Raw genomic sequence first — 15,493 nt, forward strand, 5'->3', positions numbered from 1 at the left:
CAGGGGTGGTGCTGAGGTGTATCAAAAGAATTTATGACTTCAATCAGGTTTTGGTATTCTGTGCAAGACATGGAGGTTCTGTGCAGGAGAACGGATTCGCGATTCGTTCCTGCCGGGATTTTTAAGAGGCCGGCGTCTAACGTTTGACCTTACCGCAAGAAACCGCGGATGGGCTAACTGGCTTAAAATGCCAGGGACAAAGTAACACCACTGTCGATGGTACGTAAGCGCCTTACAACCCCCTGCGCTTTGCCGCGATCGACGTCGCCACCGTCACAAAACTGACAATGGTGATCGAGCTTACCGGCATGAGGGTGGCTGCGACCATCGGCGACAGTTTTGCCTGAACGGCAAAGCTCAGACCTACGAAATTGTAAAGGATGGAAATGATCCAGCTTGCCAGCACAATGCGTTTTCCGGCGAGGGCATAGGAGAGAAAGGCATTCAGCATACCCACTTTGCTGCTGTCAAGAATTGCATCGGATGCCGGTGTGAACTGGCTGGTGTTCTCACTGACCGCAATCCCGACATTGCTTTGCTTTAGTGCACCGGCATCGTTGAGGCCATCGCCCAGCATAAGCACGCTGGCCGTTCCCGTTTCTTTCAGATTTTTAATATAATCGAGCTTGTCCTTCGGCGACTGGTTGAAGAGCATCGGAGTTTTTTTTCCAAAAAATGCCCGCAGCTTTTCCTGTTCCGCACTGTTGTCCCCGGAAAGAAGGTGAAGCGAAAAACCCGATCCTTCCAGTTTCCGAACCATCTCTTTTACTCCGTCCCGGTAAAGATTATGAATGGCAAAATAGCCTTTTACATTGTTGTCAACGGCAACCCACACTTCGGCACTGCCGCCTCTTGAATCATGGTAGCCGGTTACAAAACGGCAGGAACCGATTTTCACTGCCACACCGTTAATGAACCCTTCTGCGCCTTTCCCGGCTGTTTCCTTAAATCCTTCCACCGGCAGGGCAAATACGGCTGTTTTTTTCAGCAGGTGTTCCTTGATCAACCGGCTTAGAGGATGGGCGCTTTCTGTTGCCAGCGAATACACGGCGGCCATTTCGTCTGCGCTCAACAGTCCAAGCAATTCAATCTCCGCGTTGGAAGTGTAGGTCAGTGTACCCGTTTTGTCAAAGACGATGTTGTTCACACGGGCAAGCGACTCGATCACCGTCGCATTCTTCAGGTAAAGTTTATTCTTGCCATAATAGCGCAGCATATTGCCAAACGTAAACGTTGCCGACAGCAGGAGCGAACAGGGACAAGCCACGATCAGCGAAGCCGTGATGGCAGGCAGTACATTCTTCGGATCTGCAATTCCCCAGTAAATTCCGGCAGCCGCAGCAACCGCCAGGAGCACCGCGGTAAAATAGCGGCTCCAGGGATGGATGAAAGATTTTTCCCCATTCTTACTGTGGGCAAAAAAATCATTATTGTTCCAAAGTTGGGTGATATAACTCTGGTTGACCGTTTTGATCACCCGCAATTCAATGCTCCCGCCCAGTTGCTTTGCCCCTGCATAAATCAGATCGCCTCTTTTCCTGGCAACCGGTGTGTTTTCTCCCGACACAAAGCTGTAATCAATATTTGCCTCACCGCTAATCAGCACGGAATCGGCCGGGATCATTTCCTGGTGGCGCACGATGATGTGATCGTCTTTTCGCAGGCTGCTAATGGTGGCAGGAATCTCGGTGCCATTCTCCACTTTGGTAATACCCAGCGGGAAGTAGGATTTATAATCCCTGTCGAAGGAAAAACTGTCGTAGGTTTTGTTTTGAAACCAACGGCCCGCCAGCATGAATAACACGATGCCGCTCATGCTGTCGAAATAGCCTGCGCCGGTGCCGCTAAGCACTTCGTATACACTTCGCGAAAACGTGATGAGAATGGAGAGGGCAATCGGTGCATCGATGTTCAGCCACTTTTGCTGCAAGCCTTTCCAGGCAGAAACAAAAAAATCGGAAGCGCTGTAAAAGAAAACCGGCAGTGCCAGCAACAGGTTGAGATAAATAAAAAGGTGTTTGAGCGTGCCTTCAGCGATGTCGCCGGACGAAAAATATTCCGGGAAGCTAAGCATCATGATATTGCTAAAGCAAAATCCTACAACACCAATCTTGTAAAATTGTTTGCGGCTGACTTTTTTTTCTTTTTTGGCCTCCTCTTCACTGAGACTAATGGCTGGCTCGTAACCGATGAAGGCCAAAAGCTCCACCACCTTGCGAAGCGACGTTTCGCTATGGCTGAACGCAATAAAAACCTCTTTGCGCTGGAAATTGGTTTTGGAAAACAGGATTCCCGGTTGAATGGCGTGGAGGTTTTCCAGGAGCCAGATACAGGAGGCACAGTGCATCTGCGGCAGGTAAAATGTGACCTGGCTTTGCTTTTCGTCGCTGAAGGAAAGGAGTTTTTGTATGACTTCCGGTGTGTCCAGGAATGCAAATTTTTCCGATGCGAATTTTCCCCTGGCTTTGATACCCGGCGTGTTGCTCAGGTCATAATAGTTGCAAAGACCGTTGTCTTTTAAAAGTCCATACACAAAGCGGCAGCCATCGCAACAAAAAAAATGGCCGTCATCTGCAATTGACCTGTCGCAGGACTCGCCACAGTGATAACACTGTACGGTTGTTTTGGCAGGGTTTTCTTTTTTTCTGACCGGTGCTTCGACAAGGGGCATAGTGGCAGCAAAAGTTCAAAAGATGAACCTGTAGCCGGCTGAGAAGCATCAACGGAAAAGATGAGAAAAATCAGGAGAATTCAAAAGGCAAAAAAAATAGAAATCTTTCACATGCAGACTGCCTTTTGAATGTTGACTTAACTATTGGCCCATGCATCCCTGTCGTCCGGGCTAAACTTCCAGGGCGCAAAATTATTTTCCACGTTGCTGTACATCCCATTCCATTCGGAAGGCTGGTTGCTCTCTTCCAAGGCAAGGTAGCGCTTCAGCTGGTTGATGATGTGCAAAGGGTCAATCAGCACAGGGCAGACCTGCACACAAGCCTGGCAGGAGGTGCAGGCCCACAATTCTTCGGTGGTGATGTAGTCGTGGAGAAGCGATTTGCCATCATCCTGCAAGGAGCCGGATTTCTCGCGGCTATTGCCGATTTCTTCCATCCGGTCGCGGGTGTCCATCATGATCTTTCGTGGCGACAGCAGTTTTCCGGTTTGGTTGGCGGGGCACTGCTGCGTGCAGCGTCCGCACTCGGTGCAGGTATAGGCATCGAGCAGGTTCTTCCACGACAGGTCGGTCACGTCCTTGGCACCAAAGCGCTTGTGTTCTTCCGGCGCCGCGTCGGTTGGAACGGTCTCTGGCTGCATGGCATACAATACCTCTTTTTGAATCTCGGGCATGTTCACCATTTTGGCCTGTGGCTTCAGCCTCGCATAATACGTATTCGGAAAAGCCAGGATGATGTGCAAGTGTTTGGAGTAAGGCAGGTAGTTCAGGAAAACGAAAATTCCCGTAATGTGCAGCCACCAGGCACCGCGTTCAATGCCGACAAGCGAAGACGCATCCAAATTTGCAAAAAGCGGTGTGAGCAAACCGGACACCAGGAAATTCGTTTGCACCTCCGCATAGTGCCCGACGTTTTTCAACTGCAAGGCTTTGTCCGATGCATTCATGAGAAGGAACAGCGACATCAGCACAATCTCGAACGCCAGGATATAATTGGCATCCTTTCGTGGCCAGCCGCCACTGAGTTCCTGCTGGTTCAGGCGTTTTACCTTAACAACATTGCGGCGCAGGAGAAACACAACGCAGGCGCTCAGTACCAGAAACGCAAGGACTTCGAAAAAATTAATCACGAATGAATAAAACCCTCCCAACGACGGCGCAAACAAACGGTGCGTGCCCAAAAGGCCATCGAGGATGATCTCTAAAATTTCAATGTTGATCACAACAAAACCGGCATAGACGGCGAGGTGCAACAGGGCAACCAGCGGCTTGTCGAACATGCGCTTCTGGCCAAAGGCAATCAGCCACACATTGCGCCAGCGATCGGGGTGCGGCTCAAAATTTTCATCCCTGCCCAGGTTGATGTTCTTACGGATAAAGCCAACTTTTTTTACAAAAATCCAGACAGCGACAGCGACAAGCAGGAGAAATAAAATTTGTTGCACGATTTGCATAATGCTAATTTAAGCCCGGTAAAAATAAGTCAAATGCCTTCTGCAGAAACAAAGAGTTCGATCCTTGATAAAGAAACGGTGCGACGGAAAATTAAACGCATGGCGCTGGAAATTGCCGAACAAAACACGGAGGAAAATGAACTGATCATCGCCGGTATCGTGGGCAATGGAGAAATCGTAGCGCGGTCGGTTGCCGCCGAACTGCAAACGATCGTCCCCGTGAAGGTCAGTGTTGTGACCATTCAATTAAATAAAAAAGAACTGCGGGATGTTTCGGTAGAGGGACAGGCTTCGTTCCAGGATAAAGTCATCATCATCGCGGATGACGTGGCCAATACCGGCAAAACCATGTTTTTTGCCCTGAAGCCATTTTTGGCATCGACACCCAAAAAGCTGCAAACGCTTGTCCTGGTAGAGCGAAGCCACAAACTTTTTCCCATCCAAACGGATTATGCCGGCCTGACGATTGCCACAACACTGCAGGAACACATCGCGGTCGAAACAAAAGAAGGTGAGATCACCGGCGCCTGGTTGTTCTAGTACGGTTCACAAGTTAGTGTCGCTACTAAATTAACTCGTCAACCCGTGAACATATAAACTTGTGAATTTTTCAGAATGCCAGGGCTTTCAGTTTAAATTTTCCCCTTGAAAATTCGAGAGCCGGCGCTGGAATCTTTACACAGTTGAACGCAGAAAAAACGGAACGGAGCAACTTACTGCCGGTTTTAATTTTTGTCAGGTCGATGTCGGGTGCCAGGTACCACTGCCGGTAGCGACGAAGGTCGCGCCGATCGAAAACGACAGCGCCGCTTTTGTCTGTTGCCAGGTTTTCGAATCCGCCAAACATGCCTTCCGCACCATAGCCCAACGAAAGGTTCAGCCATCCGGGCATCTTCGTTTCCGGCAAAAAAGCACGAAGGTTGGCGCTGAGCCAATAGGTTTGTGCGTTGTAATCCTTTAGCAACCGTCCCTGGAAAGAACGGCCAAACAGCTTGTCCGCCCTTGCCTCGAGGTCGGGCTGGTCATACTTCGCGGGGTGGGCAGAAAACTTGAACCCGATGCGTTGGTCGTTCCACAAACGTTGCTGGCCGGCAAACAGCGAAGCGCCCAATATATCGGCGGCTGCATCGCCCCAGCTCCATCCCCATTCAGCAGAACGGCCATCGAGGTATTCGATGGAAAGCATGTAGAGCAGGCTGCTGCCCGTGCCGAGGATGAGGGCATTGTTTGGCGACACGCCGGCCCATCGCCACATGTTTGTCGTCATGCGGCTGGTGTGGTAGGCGGTCCACGCATGGCCAACCTTGTCGACCTGCAGCCATTCGCCGTTATCGTTAAACGTATGAAAGGAGGTACGGGGATAATCCTTGTACCAGGCCTGGCTCAGAAAAAGAAAGGATCCTCCGTAGCCGGCCGTGGTTAACGCTCCGATGGTCCACTTGCGGGCTGGAGAATCAAAACGATTACCGGATACACGTAGGGTGGCGGTATCCTGGCAGACTGCCGTTACCGAATAAAAAATCAAAATGGAAAGAAGGCCGTTCTTCACTGGCCAAATGTACGGCACATCTCTTCGCGGAGATGGAAAAAACAAATATCTTCAAACCCTCAAATCAGACTAAAACCAACCAATAAAACTTGTTTCTATGGATGCAGTAATCGAACAAAAGGTGAATTCCTGGCTCAACGGTGCGTATGACGAAGATGTAAAAACGTCCATTAAAGAACTACAGAAAAACAATCCCGAAGATCTTGCAGATGCCTTTTACCGCAACCTCGAATTCGGGACCGGCGGCTTGCGGGGCATTATGGGCATCGGCACCAACCGCATGAACAAATACACGGTTGGCATGGCCACGCAGGGCTATACCAATTACCTGAAAAAAAGCTTTCCCAACGAAGAGATAAAAGTGGCGATCGCTCACGACAGCCGCAACAACAGCCGCTTTTTTGCAGAAACGGCGGCCAATGTATTTGCGGCGAACGGTCTGAAAGTTTTCTTATTTGAAGACCTTCGTCCCACGCCGGAACTTTCGTTTACCATCCGCCATCTCGGCTGCAAAGGCGGTGTCGTCTGCACGGCCTCGCACAACCCGAAAGAATACAACGGGTACAAAGCCTATTGGACCGATGGCGGTCAACTGGTGCCGCCGCACGACAAGGCAGTGATTGCCGAAGTGGAAAAAATCGCCGATGTAAACGATGTAAAATGGAGCGGGGGCGAAGCCAACATCACCATCATCGGTAAAGAACTTGACGACGCCTATGTTCAAATGGTCAAAAGCCTGAGTGTTTACCCGGAAGTGATCCGGCAGCAAAAAGACCTGAAAATCGTTTACACACCGATCCACGGAACGGGCATCAAGCAGGTACCGGCCGTGCTAAAAGCCTTCGGTTTTGAAAACGTGACGATCGTTGACGAGCAGGCCACACCCGATGGCAATTTTCCAACCGTGCATTATCCCAATCCCGAAGAAAGCGAGGCCATGAGCATCGGCCTGAAAAAAGCGCAGGAAATCGATGCCGACATTCTTTGCGGCACCGACCCGGATGCCGACCGTGTAGGCATCGGCGTGAAGGATACCAAGGGCAACTGGGTGCTGATGAACGGAAACCAGACGGCCGTACTGGCGTTTAATTACATGATCGAAAGCCGCAAGGAAAAAGGCTTGCAGCAGCCCAACGATATGGTGGTAAAAACCATCGTCACGACCAACATGATCGATGTGATCGCAAAACAGGCCGGTGTCAACTGCTACAACGTGCTGACCGGTTTCAAATGGATTGCAGAACTGATCCGTGAAAAGGAAGGAAAGGAAAAATATATCGTAGGCGGTGAGGAAAGTTATGGCCTTATGATCGGTGATGAAGTGCGTGACAAGGACGCCGTGTCGGCCGTAGCCCTGCTCTGCGAAATGGCCGCTTACGAAAAATCAAAAGGTCGCAGCCTTTATGAAAAATTGCTCGACCTCTATGTAAAGTTTGGCTACTACCAGGAAGACCTGATCTCGATTACCAAGAAAGGCCGTAACGGACAGCAGGAGATCGCCGACATGATGGAAAGCTTCCGTGCCAACCCGCCGAAAGAACTGGCCGGCAGCAAGGTCATTCAATTGCTCGACTATGAAAAAGGCGTGAAGACCGACCTCACTTCCGGTGCAACGGAAACCATTCAACTGCCCAAGTCAAACGTTCTGCAGTTTATCACGGAAGACGGCAGTAAAATCAGTGCACGGCCATCGGGCACGGAACCGAAGATCAAGTTTTATTTCAGCGTGAACACGCAGCTTTCGGCACCCGAACATTTTGCCGAAGCTCAGCAAAAAGCAAAGGGAAAGATCAAGCAGATCATCAGCGATATGAGCTTAGCATAGTCTTTGGACTGAGATTTTAGGATTTAAAATCCTGATAAAAGAAAAGAGCCGTTCAACGATTGAGCGGCTCTTTTTTTAAAACAACAAAAGCGCTCTTGGGAAGCGCTTTCTCGTTAGGCGGATGGACTTAATGCTTTATATATAAAATTGGTTGCACGATTTTGATAACACAAAGAAAACGGGTTTTTGCTGTAGGACAGGGATGCATTCGCCGAAAGGGATTTTTTCCACGTCCGGCCGCTGGAAAGTCTTCGGCCAATTAAAAACGGGGAATGAGCCCGGGCACTGTCTGCTGGTAAACCCGGTATTGATCGCCAAATTCCGCTACCAGTTTTTCCTCTTCCAGTTGAATGGCAAGCAGGGTGTATACGGTGATCACAACATCGGCAATCAGCAGGGTAGAGGCGGGTACGATCACCCATAATCCCCAAATGGCGAGGAAGGTGCCCGTATACAGGGGGTGGCGCATGTAACGGTGAATCCCGGTGATCATCAGCTCCGATGAGGGAGTTTCCTGGTAGAGGCTTTTCAGCCCGCTGAGGTTCGCAAAATATTTTTTGATACAGACAGCCATCAGGACCAGGCCGGCCAGCAAAAGAACACCGCCAATGATCCGCGTAGTGAAGGTTGGCTGAAACAGGTATTTGCCCGGGATGCCGAGTTGGTATACGACAAGGGCGACCAGGGAAACAGCGGCAAATACGGTATAAAAAAGCCGGTAGTAACGGTAATATTTTCCGGTCCGTTTGCGGACGGCGCTTTTAAAACCAAGATTGGCCATCACGCTGTGCAACACACCATATAAAATCCAGAGTATGGCAAGAAGTATGTGGTGATAAAGCATGGGGTAAAAGTACAATCTGAAAAAAGTAAAGTGGGGAAAATTATATTTGCCGGATGAGAGCGACTGAAGACACATACCGTCACAAAGGACTGCGCAGAAAACTGGTAGAAACGGTACGTAGCAAGGGTATCACCGACGAAAGAATCCTGACTGCTATTGAAAACATTCCCCGCCATTTTTTTCTTGATTCCGCGTTTGACGAAGTAGCCTATGAAGACAAGGCCTTTCCCATTGATGCAGGCCAAACCATTTCGCAACCGTACACGGTTGCCTATCAAACCCAACTGCTGGAAGTAAAGCCCCACGAAAAAGTACTCGAAATCGGAACAGGCAGTGCCTACCAGGCTTGTGTGCTGGCCGAGATTGGTGCGAAGGTGTTTACGATTGAACGGCAAAAAAAACTGTTCGACAGTAACAAGCAATTTCTTTTCCTGAAGAAATATCCCAACATTAAATTTTTTTATGGTGATGGTTACGAAGGACTGCCAACGTATGCGCCCTTCGACAAAGTGCTGATCACGGCCGCAGCGCCGGTCGTGCCGGTAAAGCTCATCACCCAACTCAAGCCAGGCGGTATGATGGTCATTCCTTTCGGCGGCGGCGACGTGCAGGTTATGAAGCGACTCATCAAGCAGCAGGACGGCAGCGTTAAAGAAGAAGTGTACGACCGCTTCAGCTTTGTGCCCATGCTACAAGGAAAAAATGATTAAGTAAAAAAAGGCAGGATACACAGTTTACCCTGGAATTGCTGGATGGTATTCCGGACCCAGGAAAAGTGAATTCAGCAAATAGTTTAAAAAAACGGCGGGCCTACCGCCGTTTTTTTGTTGCCGTGCATTCCGTAACACCTTTTCAGACCAGGATTCATTTTTTGGAACATGGAAGCCGGCGCAGGTCACAAGCCTTTGCAGACGGCCATACTACTTATTTTTCGTGGCGTACACGTTTACGATCGCCCCAGACGTAAAAGGAGTCGAGCTGACAAGGTCCAGGTCTATCAGGTGAGGCGTTGTAGCAAAAATTGAAATACCCCGTCCTATCGCAACAGGGTGAATTGAAAACCGATATTCGTCAACCAGTCCATGTTTGACGAGCTCCTGGGCAAAACCTGCTCCGCCATGCGCTAAAATGGGTTTTCCGTCTTGTTGTTTAAGTTTAGTGATGTCGGCAACAAGATCGGTTGCAACGGCTGAATCTGCCCACGTCGAAGCAGACGGAGAAATGGCTCCTGTTGAGTCACCATAACTTGCTTTCGGAACAAAACCACCTTTGGAAAAAACCACTTTTGGAATCCCGTTCATTGGTGCTGCCAGCTGGTCGGTTGACGTCGCCCAGTAAGGAGCCATGACTTCAAATGTGCGACGGCCCATGATATGAACACCGCCTTCCCACAGGGATTTTTCAATCCAGTCTTTTACATGGTCGTCCTTCGTTCGCATGAACCAGTCCAGTTCATGATTGGGTCCGCAAACAAAGCCGTCGGCAGTCACGGTCATTCCTAAAATTAATTTTCTCATGATTTCTGTTTTGACAGGCTACAAATCTCACAAATCCCTTCGATTCCCTGGCGGTGCGAATGCGCCAATCGTCATGGCTGAATGCGAAGGCGAGGTAACTGCAATGTTTCGAAAATCATCGGTGGAAATTAACGTGTCGATTACTGGTCTTTTATCATTGCCATTCAATTTTTACTGATAGTCGGAATGCACCGGCACGCAAAATCAAAGGTCCGTCGGGTGAAAAGTTTCAGCCGCCGCCCTGGAACCGGCGACCGGCACCCTGATGAACGTTTGGGCATGCAACGGGTGAACAGCTGACGAATAAAACTGGTCAGCAATTGTATGCTGATGGCCGAGGTCTGCTACAGTTACGACCGACTGCTGAAATTGGACAGGCGAAAAAAAACCAACAAACGTTTGCAGAACTCTTTTTATTCTGTGGTACTTCTTAATACAACGGGATGGGGATAGTGGTTCACTTTGCGTATTGGCAAAGGAAAATATAACCGCCATTTGCCGGATCAAAAACTGAAAAAGCCGATTGAATAAGTGACTTGTGCAACGGTCACCGCAGATTTGCTTTGCTTATTTCTTGCCAATTTCCTCTGCCAGCCCGATAAGTAGTCCTTCGACGCCCCGGATGTAGCAGAGTCGATAAGCGTTTTCGTACTGAACCACTTCACCAACGAGCTGCGCACCCTGCTTGCAGAGTCGGGCGACCATTTCGTCTATGTCTTCAACAGCAAACATCACACGTAAATAGCCGAGAGAGTTCACGGGAGCAGTCCGATGATCTGAAATGGTTGGTGGGGTAAGGAATTGTGAAAGCTCAAGCCGGCTGTGTCCATCGGGGGTCACCATCATCGCAATTTCCACACGCTGGGAACCGACTCCTGTAACACGACCAGCCCATTCACCCTCGATTGTTGCCCGTCCTTCGAGTTTCAGACCAATTTCTGTGAAAAAAGAAATGGCTTTATCAAGAGATTCGACCACGATACCGACATTATCCATTCTAAGTAACCTGTTTTTTGCCATCGTTTTTTCTCCTTATTGAATAAAGTTTATAATTACAACTTAAACCTTTCCTTAATGAAGCTGAAATCTGAACCCCTCTGTCGGAAAGCCACGCCTGACGGATCACCGCTTGTTGTCCGTAGCGGCGGTGGCAGGGTATCAGCCTGTTTAAAGATATCCCATTCCGTAGATTTACCGCTGCTCACCGGGAAAAGTCAGTCGATACGGCAAGGCATCTCGTAGAAACAGTCTAACCTTATCACAATGTCCCGAGACTGATACAATGCCGAGATTAAAAGCAACACGTGTCAGTTTTGTATGGGATGCAACATTTCACAGCTTTACGTTCAGCAGGACATTTGGTAAATTTCCAGCCCGCAGCCGCCGACTGAAATTATAAACCAACAAGTATATTTTCTGCTATCTATCCTTGTTGGTTTGGGCGGATATGTAACGGAAAGTAGTACTGCCAGGAAGGAATTATTCGGCCCCTGCTGCAGCAAAACTGCCTGTGCAAGCAGCTCTTCTTCTACTGCAATCATGCACAATTAATGTTTACCAATAAATCCAAGCACAACTTTATTGAATTCAGACGGGTTTTCATACTCCAATCCATGCGAGGTATTCGGCAGCGTTGCTTTTTCTTTATTGCGTAAACAAGGTTCCATCTTATTAATAATTAAAGGGAAAAACGAGGGAGATTTATCGCCTCCCAGCAATAGGACCGGGCAGTTTATTTTTTTCAAATCATTACAGGTGACTGGAGGCATAATGTTTTGAAGAGTAACATTTGCCCTGGCCTCCTGCGTATTCATCATCATTAATTCACGATTGTATTGGGAAAGCCTAGAGAAGTACGAACTGTCACCCGTTACGACGCCAACGAAGGAGTGTACTGCTTTTTCCTGTTCATTGTTTGCAAATGCTTCTACTGCTTTCGCAAACGGATTTGCATCCGTTGGCGAAGGAGGCGGCAACAACGACATAACCGGCGGCTCCCCAAGCGTAAGACTGCGCACAAGTTCAGGGTGATCAATTGCAGCTAATAATGTAATGTAGGCGCCGGAGGAATGCCCTACCAGGTGAGCCGGTCCAGGGTCCAGCTTTTTTAAAAATTCTGCAAGATCGTTCGCATGGGATGCAAAAGAATGTTTAGACGAATCGATCATCGTTTGCTGATTAGGCCAGGCATAGCGGCGACTGTAAACAATGACCCGGTGATTTTTAGCAAACGTATCTATTTGTGCCTGCCAGGTGCGGTAATCGCCCAATGCACCGTGAACAAAAACCACGGGATCGCCTTTACCTATATCAATGTAATGAATACTGTCACCATTGATGAAAATGCTTTTGAGTTCAGGTCCAAGGTGGGTTTCGCTTTGCGCTTTGACAGTGTTACTGATATTGCATGAACACAGATAAAACAGCGTCAAAATAAAACTGATTGGAAAAAGGTTCTTTTTCATATTAAACAGTTTTGATGTTGACAATAATCACGGTGTTCGCCAGGGTTGCTTACAATGGTAACGCATTGTTGTCAGGTAGGGCATTGGAAGAAGTCCTGTTGAGTGAAGCAAAACGGTTGACGTATTGTTTGCCATGCGACATAGTAGCACTTCAGCTACTCTTGAAGCAATGCATTATTGGCTGCTGTTTCAACCCAAAAGGAATTACTGACTAAATTCCATCATTTTTTTAGCAACATGTTCCATGACCTCCTTCAATTCTCCTTCAGGGCTAAAATCAATTAGCTTTGCATCCTTTACCACAATTGCCGTATGGCCAGGTTGCATATAAAAAACTTCCCCTGCTTGTAGTTTCTCTTCCGTTCCATCATCGTATCTCATCACCACCTCGCCTTCCAATAGGTACCCCCAATGTGGGCACTGACAACTGTCATTCTTCAGTCCCTGCAATACGGGTGCAAGATCCGTACCGGCGGGCATTTCATTGAATGCTACCGTCATTCCGCCCCATCCGGGATGTCCACGCATGACGGTACCGGGAGCCTGCAACGTTACAGGAATGTCTTCTTTTTTCAGCTTCATAAAACATATTTTACTGGTTATCAAAAGCAGAAATCAACATCATGAGGTAAGATCAAATCGCAGCCGGCTACGGTGTTGAAGGCTTTGTGTGGGTGGGGAAATAGCATTCCGTCTGCCCTTAACCGCTGCTCAATTTATAAATTAAAGTTCATTGTCTATTCTATCGCTGAATGTTGTTCGTCATGCCAGAAATACAGCCGATGCTTGCACTTGGCTGATGTAACAACGTCTTGCCCTACTTGCACAAAGCCCCATGTTTTACGCCAGCAGATATTTAGTTTAAAGTATCAATATGCAATAAAGCCACTGACGCCAAAATTAAATGGGCTCTGAAATGTCTCAAAATTTAAGTCACCATAACCTGAAGGGTAAAATGCCCTTTCGCACCTTCGAACCTGCCTGTACCGCCAATGATATCGAATCCACCGTCTGCATCTATCCGATATCCTGCGGGCTCCGGTATTTCAGTGTGCCTTTGCCCCAAATAGAGTTTCCGTGTTTGTCCAAAAAAATCCAACCCACTGCATCTGGTACAGTAACGTTATACGCTGCTAATTGTGCCTTGAAATAGTCATTAACCGGCGGTGTAGTACCTTCTCCGACTAGGACACCGGTTGGAACGACATGTTGATTAATGAACGTATAGCTCAAACCCAGGTGAGTAAGATTTCCTTCTCCACTTCCGGGGTACCAAGCAGGTGCTCCAGGATCTATTGAAGGATTATACCCACCCACCCAATCGGGAATAAAACCAACAGTGGTAACAAAATCTCCCTTAAAAGGACGATCTTGTTGTTTAATCTGTTTAGCGACAGCATTACTGGACGATAGCATATCTTCTGTAGAGATGCCATTAGATGACAATTGTTCTTTTTGACACCCCATTCCAATAAGTGAGAGAGCTGCGATGGTTGGAGCAGGCTTGAAAGTTGATAAAGCTTTCATTGTTATGAGTTTTGGTTAAAGAAATTCTTTCTACAAAAGATGCATTTCACCTAAGGGTTGAAATTTAATTTAAAAGGGTGCGAACCATTTGTAGTTTTTCAATCCTTATTCCAAAGGGGAGAGTTATTATTTAATAAACTTATACTATGATCTAATATCATTGTATGATAGCGATCAGTAAAAACACTGAGATGTATTAGTGGCAATGCTTTGTGTGAGGAAATTCGAATTAGAATCAACTCTTGATACGTTATATAGTGCTGTCAATTGTGGCGTACAACATTGAAGCATTTTCGATGTGGCGGCATTCTGTGTTCCGTCTGCCTGGTGCCGCTGCTGATTAAAGGTAGAAAAGCCTCATTGTTTATTCTATTACTCGGCGTTATTCCTCTGCCGAACTGAAGCTGAGCAGCGACCAAAAAGCCGAGAATATCTTTGTCGCCCCGCCATATTGCCGATGCACTGTTGTGCGAAGTGTTTATGGTGTTATGGTAAAAAGCTGTACTTGAAATTCAAAGCGTTTATGAGAATACTTTCTAATCGAGTTTTGCTATTTTACTGCCAGTAAGTCAACCATTTCAATGATTGGTTCTTTAGCCAAAAGTGTTGCGGCATTGGCCATTAGAGCTTTGGCAATCTCTCCATTTAGATGGTCCATCCGTCCCTCGGTTGTTTCAAAAGTATCAAATATACCAAAAGTGGAAGGTCCAATTTGCAATGCATACCACCTGATAGTTCCAGGTTCCGCTTGTGATAAAGGAAGGGCAGATTTGAGAAATTCTAACACTTCTTTTTCTTTGCCAGCTTTAGCTTCAACTCTCGCCAAGAGTGCATACTTTTCCATAAGTGTATTATTTATAAATGATTAATAAAATAAACATTTAATAAGTTGAAGTTAGCTCTTTCTAACTTTATAATTTTTTATTGATTGAATAAAAGGAAGACTTGGATAGGAAGAATTTTTAGCAATAGTTCAATTGAGAAAAAAGGTTTGAGAAAATTCGCACAACGTGCAGAGGATTGGTGAAGTAGCGGTATTTGGGAAACTGCTGCTTCAATTCCCTGCTACCATTGCCATTTGTTTTACAGCCGAAAAATAGCACATCAGCCGCTATTTTACCAATCCTTTGTTAGCCGCGTTCGACCAGTTGAACCATGTTCTGGCGTCCAATTCTCCATTTTCCTTTGTCAAAGTAAGTTCAAGGCTGTACTGGCTTTCCGTTCGGTTCACCAGTGAAGCAATATATTGACCGGCTTTAAGCGTAGCTTCCTTGCTGAAGGAGGGCTTGGAAAGTCTTTGGTAGCTGATAAAGTAATCGCCATATTTTGATACAACCGTGTATTCTCCTTTCACTTCAAATACTCCCACCACTTCAGCATCATGTACAGCAAAAACCTTGTAAGCACTATCGGTAATTAGCCGTAGTGTAGAGTCGAACATGTTTACTGCTGAATGCTTGCGCTTTTCATTGTCCTCTACAAGCGAGATATGCTTCAATGGCAGTTGCCATTTTCCTTTTGACGCTTCAAACTTTTCGTTCAAGATTTTTTGAGCGAAAACATTAGTTGACAATAGCAGCAGCAATATGTTTAAAAATAAACCTGGCTTCATAAGTCGTGGCTAACAGTAGCATTAACGAA

General features: G+C 47.3%; 15 protein-coding genes. 3 read left to right on the top strand and 12 right to left on the bottom strand.

Annotated features, from left to right (window positions below; translation table 11 throughout):
- Positions 1-232: 232 nt before the first annotated feature.
- Positions 233-2,671, bottom strand: coding sequence for a heavy metal translocating P-type ATPase (locus D6024_RS13040; protein WP_121355066.1), 2,439 nt, complete (start codon positions 2,669-2,671; stop codon positions 233-235).
- A 137-nt stretch (positions 2,672-2,808) separates the two neighbouring features.
- A complete protein-coding gene (locus tag D6024_RS13045; protein WP_121355067.1) occupies positions 2,809-4,125 on the bottom strand; it encodes a (Fe-S)-binding protein in 1,317 nt (438 codons plus the stop codon).
- A 33-nt stretch (positions 4,126-4,158) separates the two neighbouring features.
- Here D6024_RS13045 and D6024_RS13050 point away from each other — a divergent pair, with 33 nt between their 5' ends.
- Positions 4,159-4,665, top strand: coding sequence for a phosphoribosyltransferase family protein (locus D6024_RS13050; RefSeq protein WP_121355068.1), 507 nt, complete (start codon positions 4,159-4,161; stop codon positions 4,663-4,665).
- A gap of 70 nt (positions 4,666-4,735) precedes the next feature.
- Here D6024_RS13050 and D6024_RS13055 read toward each other — a convergent pair whose 3' ends face one another.
- Positions 4,736-5,674: a DUF2279 domain-containing protein gene (locus D6024_RS13055; RefSeq protein WP_162944741.1), complete on the bottom strand. Its 939-nt coding sequence runs from the start codon at positions 5,672-5,674 to the stop codon at positions 4,736-4,738.
- A 97-nt stretch (positions 5,675-5,771) separates the two neighbouring features.
- Between D6024_RS13055 and D6024_RS13060 the strand changes: the two genes are divergently transcribed.
- The gene (locus tag D6024_RS13060) at positions 5,772-7,499 is read left to right on the top strand and encodes a phospho-sugar mutase (RefSeq protein WP_121355070.1); all 1,728 of its coding nucleotides are present in this window, start codon (positions 5,772-5,774) and stop codon (positions 7,497-7,499) included.
- Between the two features lie 259 nt (positions 7,500-7,758).
- On the opposite strand, the gene D6024_RS13065 is transcribed toward D6024_RS13060, so the two are convergent.
- Positions 7,759-8,343 carry a methyltransferase family protein gene (locus D6024_RS13065; protein ID WP_162944742.1) on the bottom strand — a complete coding sequence of 195 codons (585 nt, stop codon included), beginning with the start codon at positions 8,341-8,343 and terminating at the stop codon, positions 7,759-7,761.
- Positions 8,344-8,396: 53 nt separating this feature from the next.
- On the opposite strand from D6024_RS13065, the gene D6024_RS13070 reads away from it, so the two are divergent.
- Entirely contained in the window at positions 8,397-9,053 is a 657-nt protein-coding gene (locus D6024_RS13070; protein ID WP_121355072.1) for a protein-L-isoaspartate(D-aspartate) O-methyltransferase, read from the top strand.
- A gap of 210 nt (positions 9,054-9,263) precedes the next feature.
- Here the strand turns inward: D6024_RS13070 and D6024_RS13075 are convergent, their stop codons facing one another.
- The 8 genes from D6024_RS13075 to D6024_RS13105 form a co-directional block, all read right to left on the bottom strand.
- Positions 9,264-9,860 (bottom strand): dihydrofolate reductase family protein, encoded by a 597-nt coding sequence (locus D6024_RS13075; protein WP_121355073.1) that lies wholly within the window; start codon positions 9,858-9,860, stop codon positions 9,264-9,266.
- A 567-nt stretch (positions 9,861-10,427) separates the two neighbouring features.
- Entirely contained in the window at positions 10,428-10,856 is a 429-nt protein-coding gene (locus D6024_RS13080) for a VOC family protein (protein WP_240410027.1), read from the bottom strand.
- Positions 10,857-11,206: 350 nt separating this feature from the next.
- Complete coding sequence (locus tag D6024_RS26715) at positions 11,207-11,401, bottom strand: hypothetical protein (protein ID WP_162944743.1); 195 nt, start codon at positions 11,399-11,401, stop codon at positions 11,207-11,209.
- A gap of 6 nt (positions 11,402-11,407) precedes the next feature.
- Positions 11,408-12,325: an alpha/beta fold hydrolase gene (locus D6024_RS13085; RefSeq protein WP_121355075.1), complete on the bottom strand. Its 918-nt coding sequence runs from the start codon at positions 12,323-12,325 to the stop codon at positions 11,408-11,410.
- 204 nt (positions 12,326-12,529) lie between these two features.
- A complete protein-coding gene (locus D6024_RS13090) occupies positions 12,530-12,907 on the bottom strand; it encodes a cupin domain-containing protein (RefSeq protein WP_121355076.1) in 378 nt (125 codons plus the stop codon).
- 435 nt (positions 12,908-13,342) lie between these two features.
- Positions 13,343-13,852, bottom strand: a complete 510-nt coding sequence (locus D6024_RS13095) for a hypothetical protein (protein ID WP_121355077.1) — start codon at positions 13,850-13,852, stop codon at positions 13,343-13,345.
- A 550-nt stretch (positions 13,853-14,402) separates the two neighbouring features.
- On the bottom strand, positions 14,403-14,696 hold the full coding sequence (locus tag D6024_RS13100) for a putative quinol monooxygenase (protein ID WP_121355078.1): 294 nt from the start codon (positions 14,694-14,696) through the stop codon (positions 14,403-14,405).
- Between the two features lie 267 nt (positions 14,697-14,963).
- A complete protein-coding gene (locus tag D6024_RS13105) occupies positions 14,964-15,464 on the bottom strand; it encodes a hypothetical protein (protein WP_162944744.1) in 501 nt (166 codons plus the stop codon).
- Between the last annotated feature and the right edge of the window lie 29 nt (positions 15,465-15,493).

Origin of the sequence: Flavisolibacter nicotianae (genome assembly GCF_003628535.1) — a bacterium.
GTDB classification, from domain to species: Bacteria; Bacteroidota; Bacteroidia; order Chitinophagales; family Chitinophagaceae; genus Flavisolibacter; species Flavisolibacter nicotianae.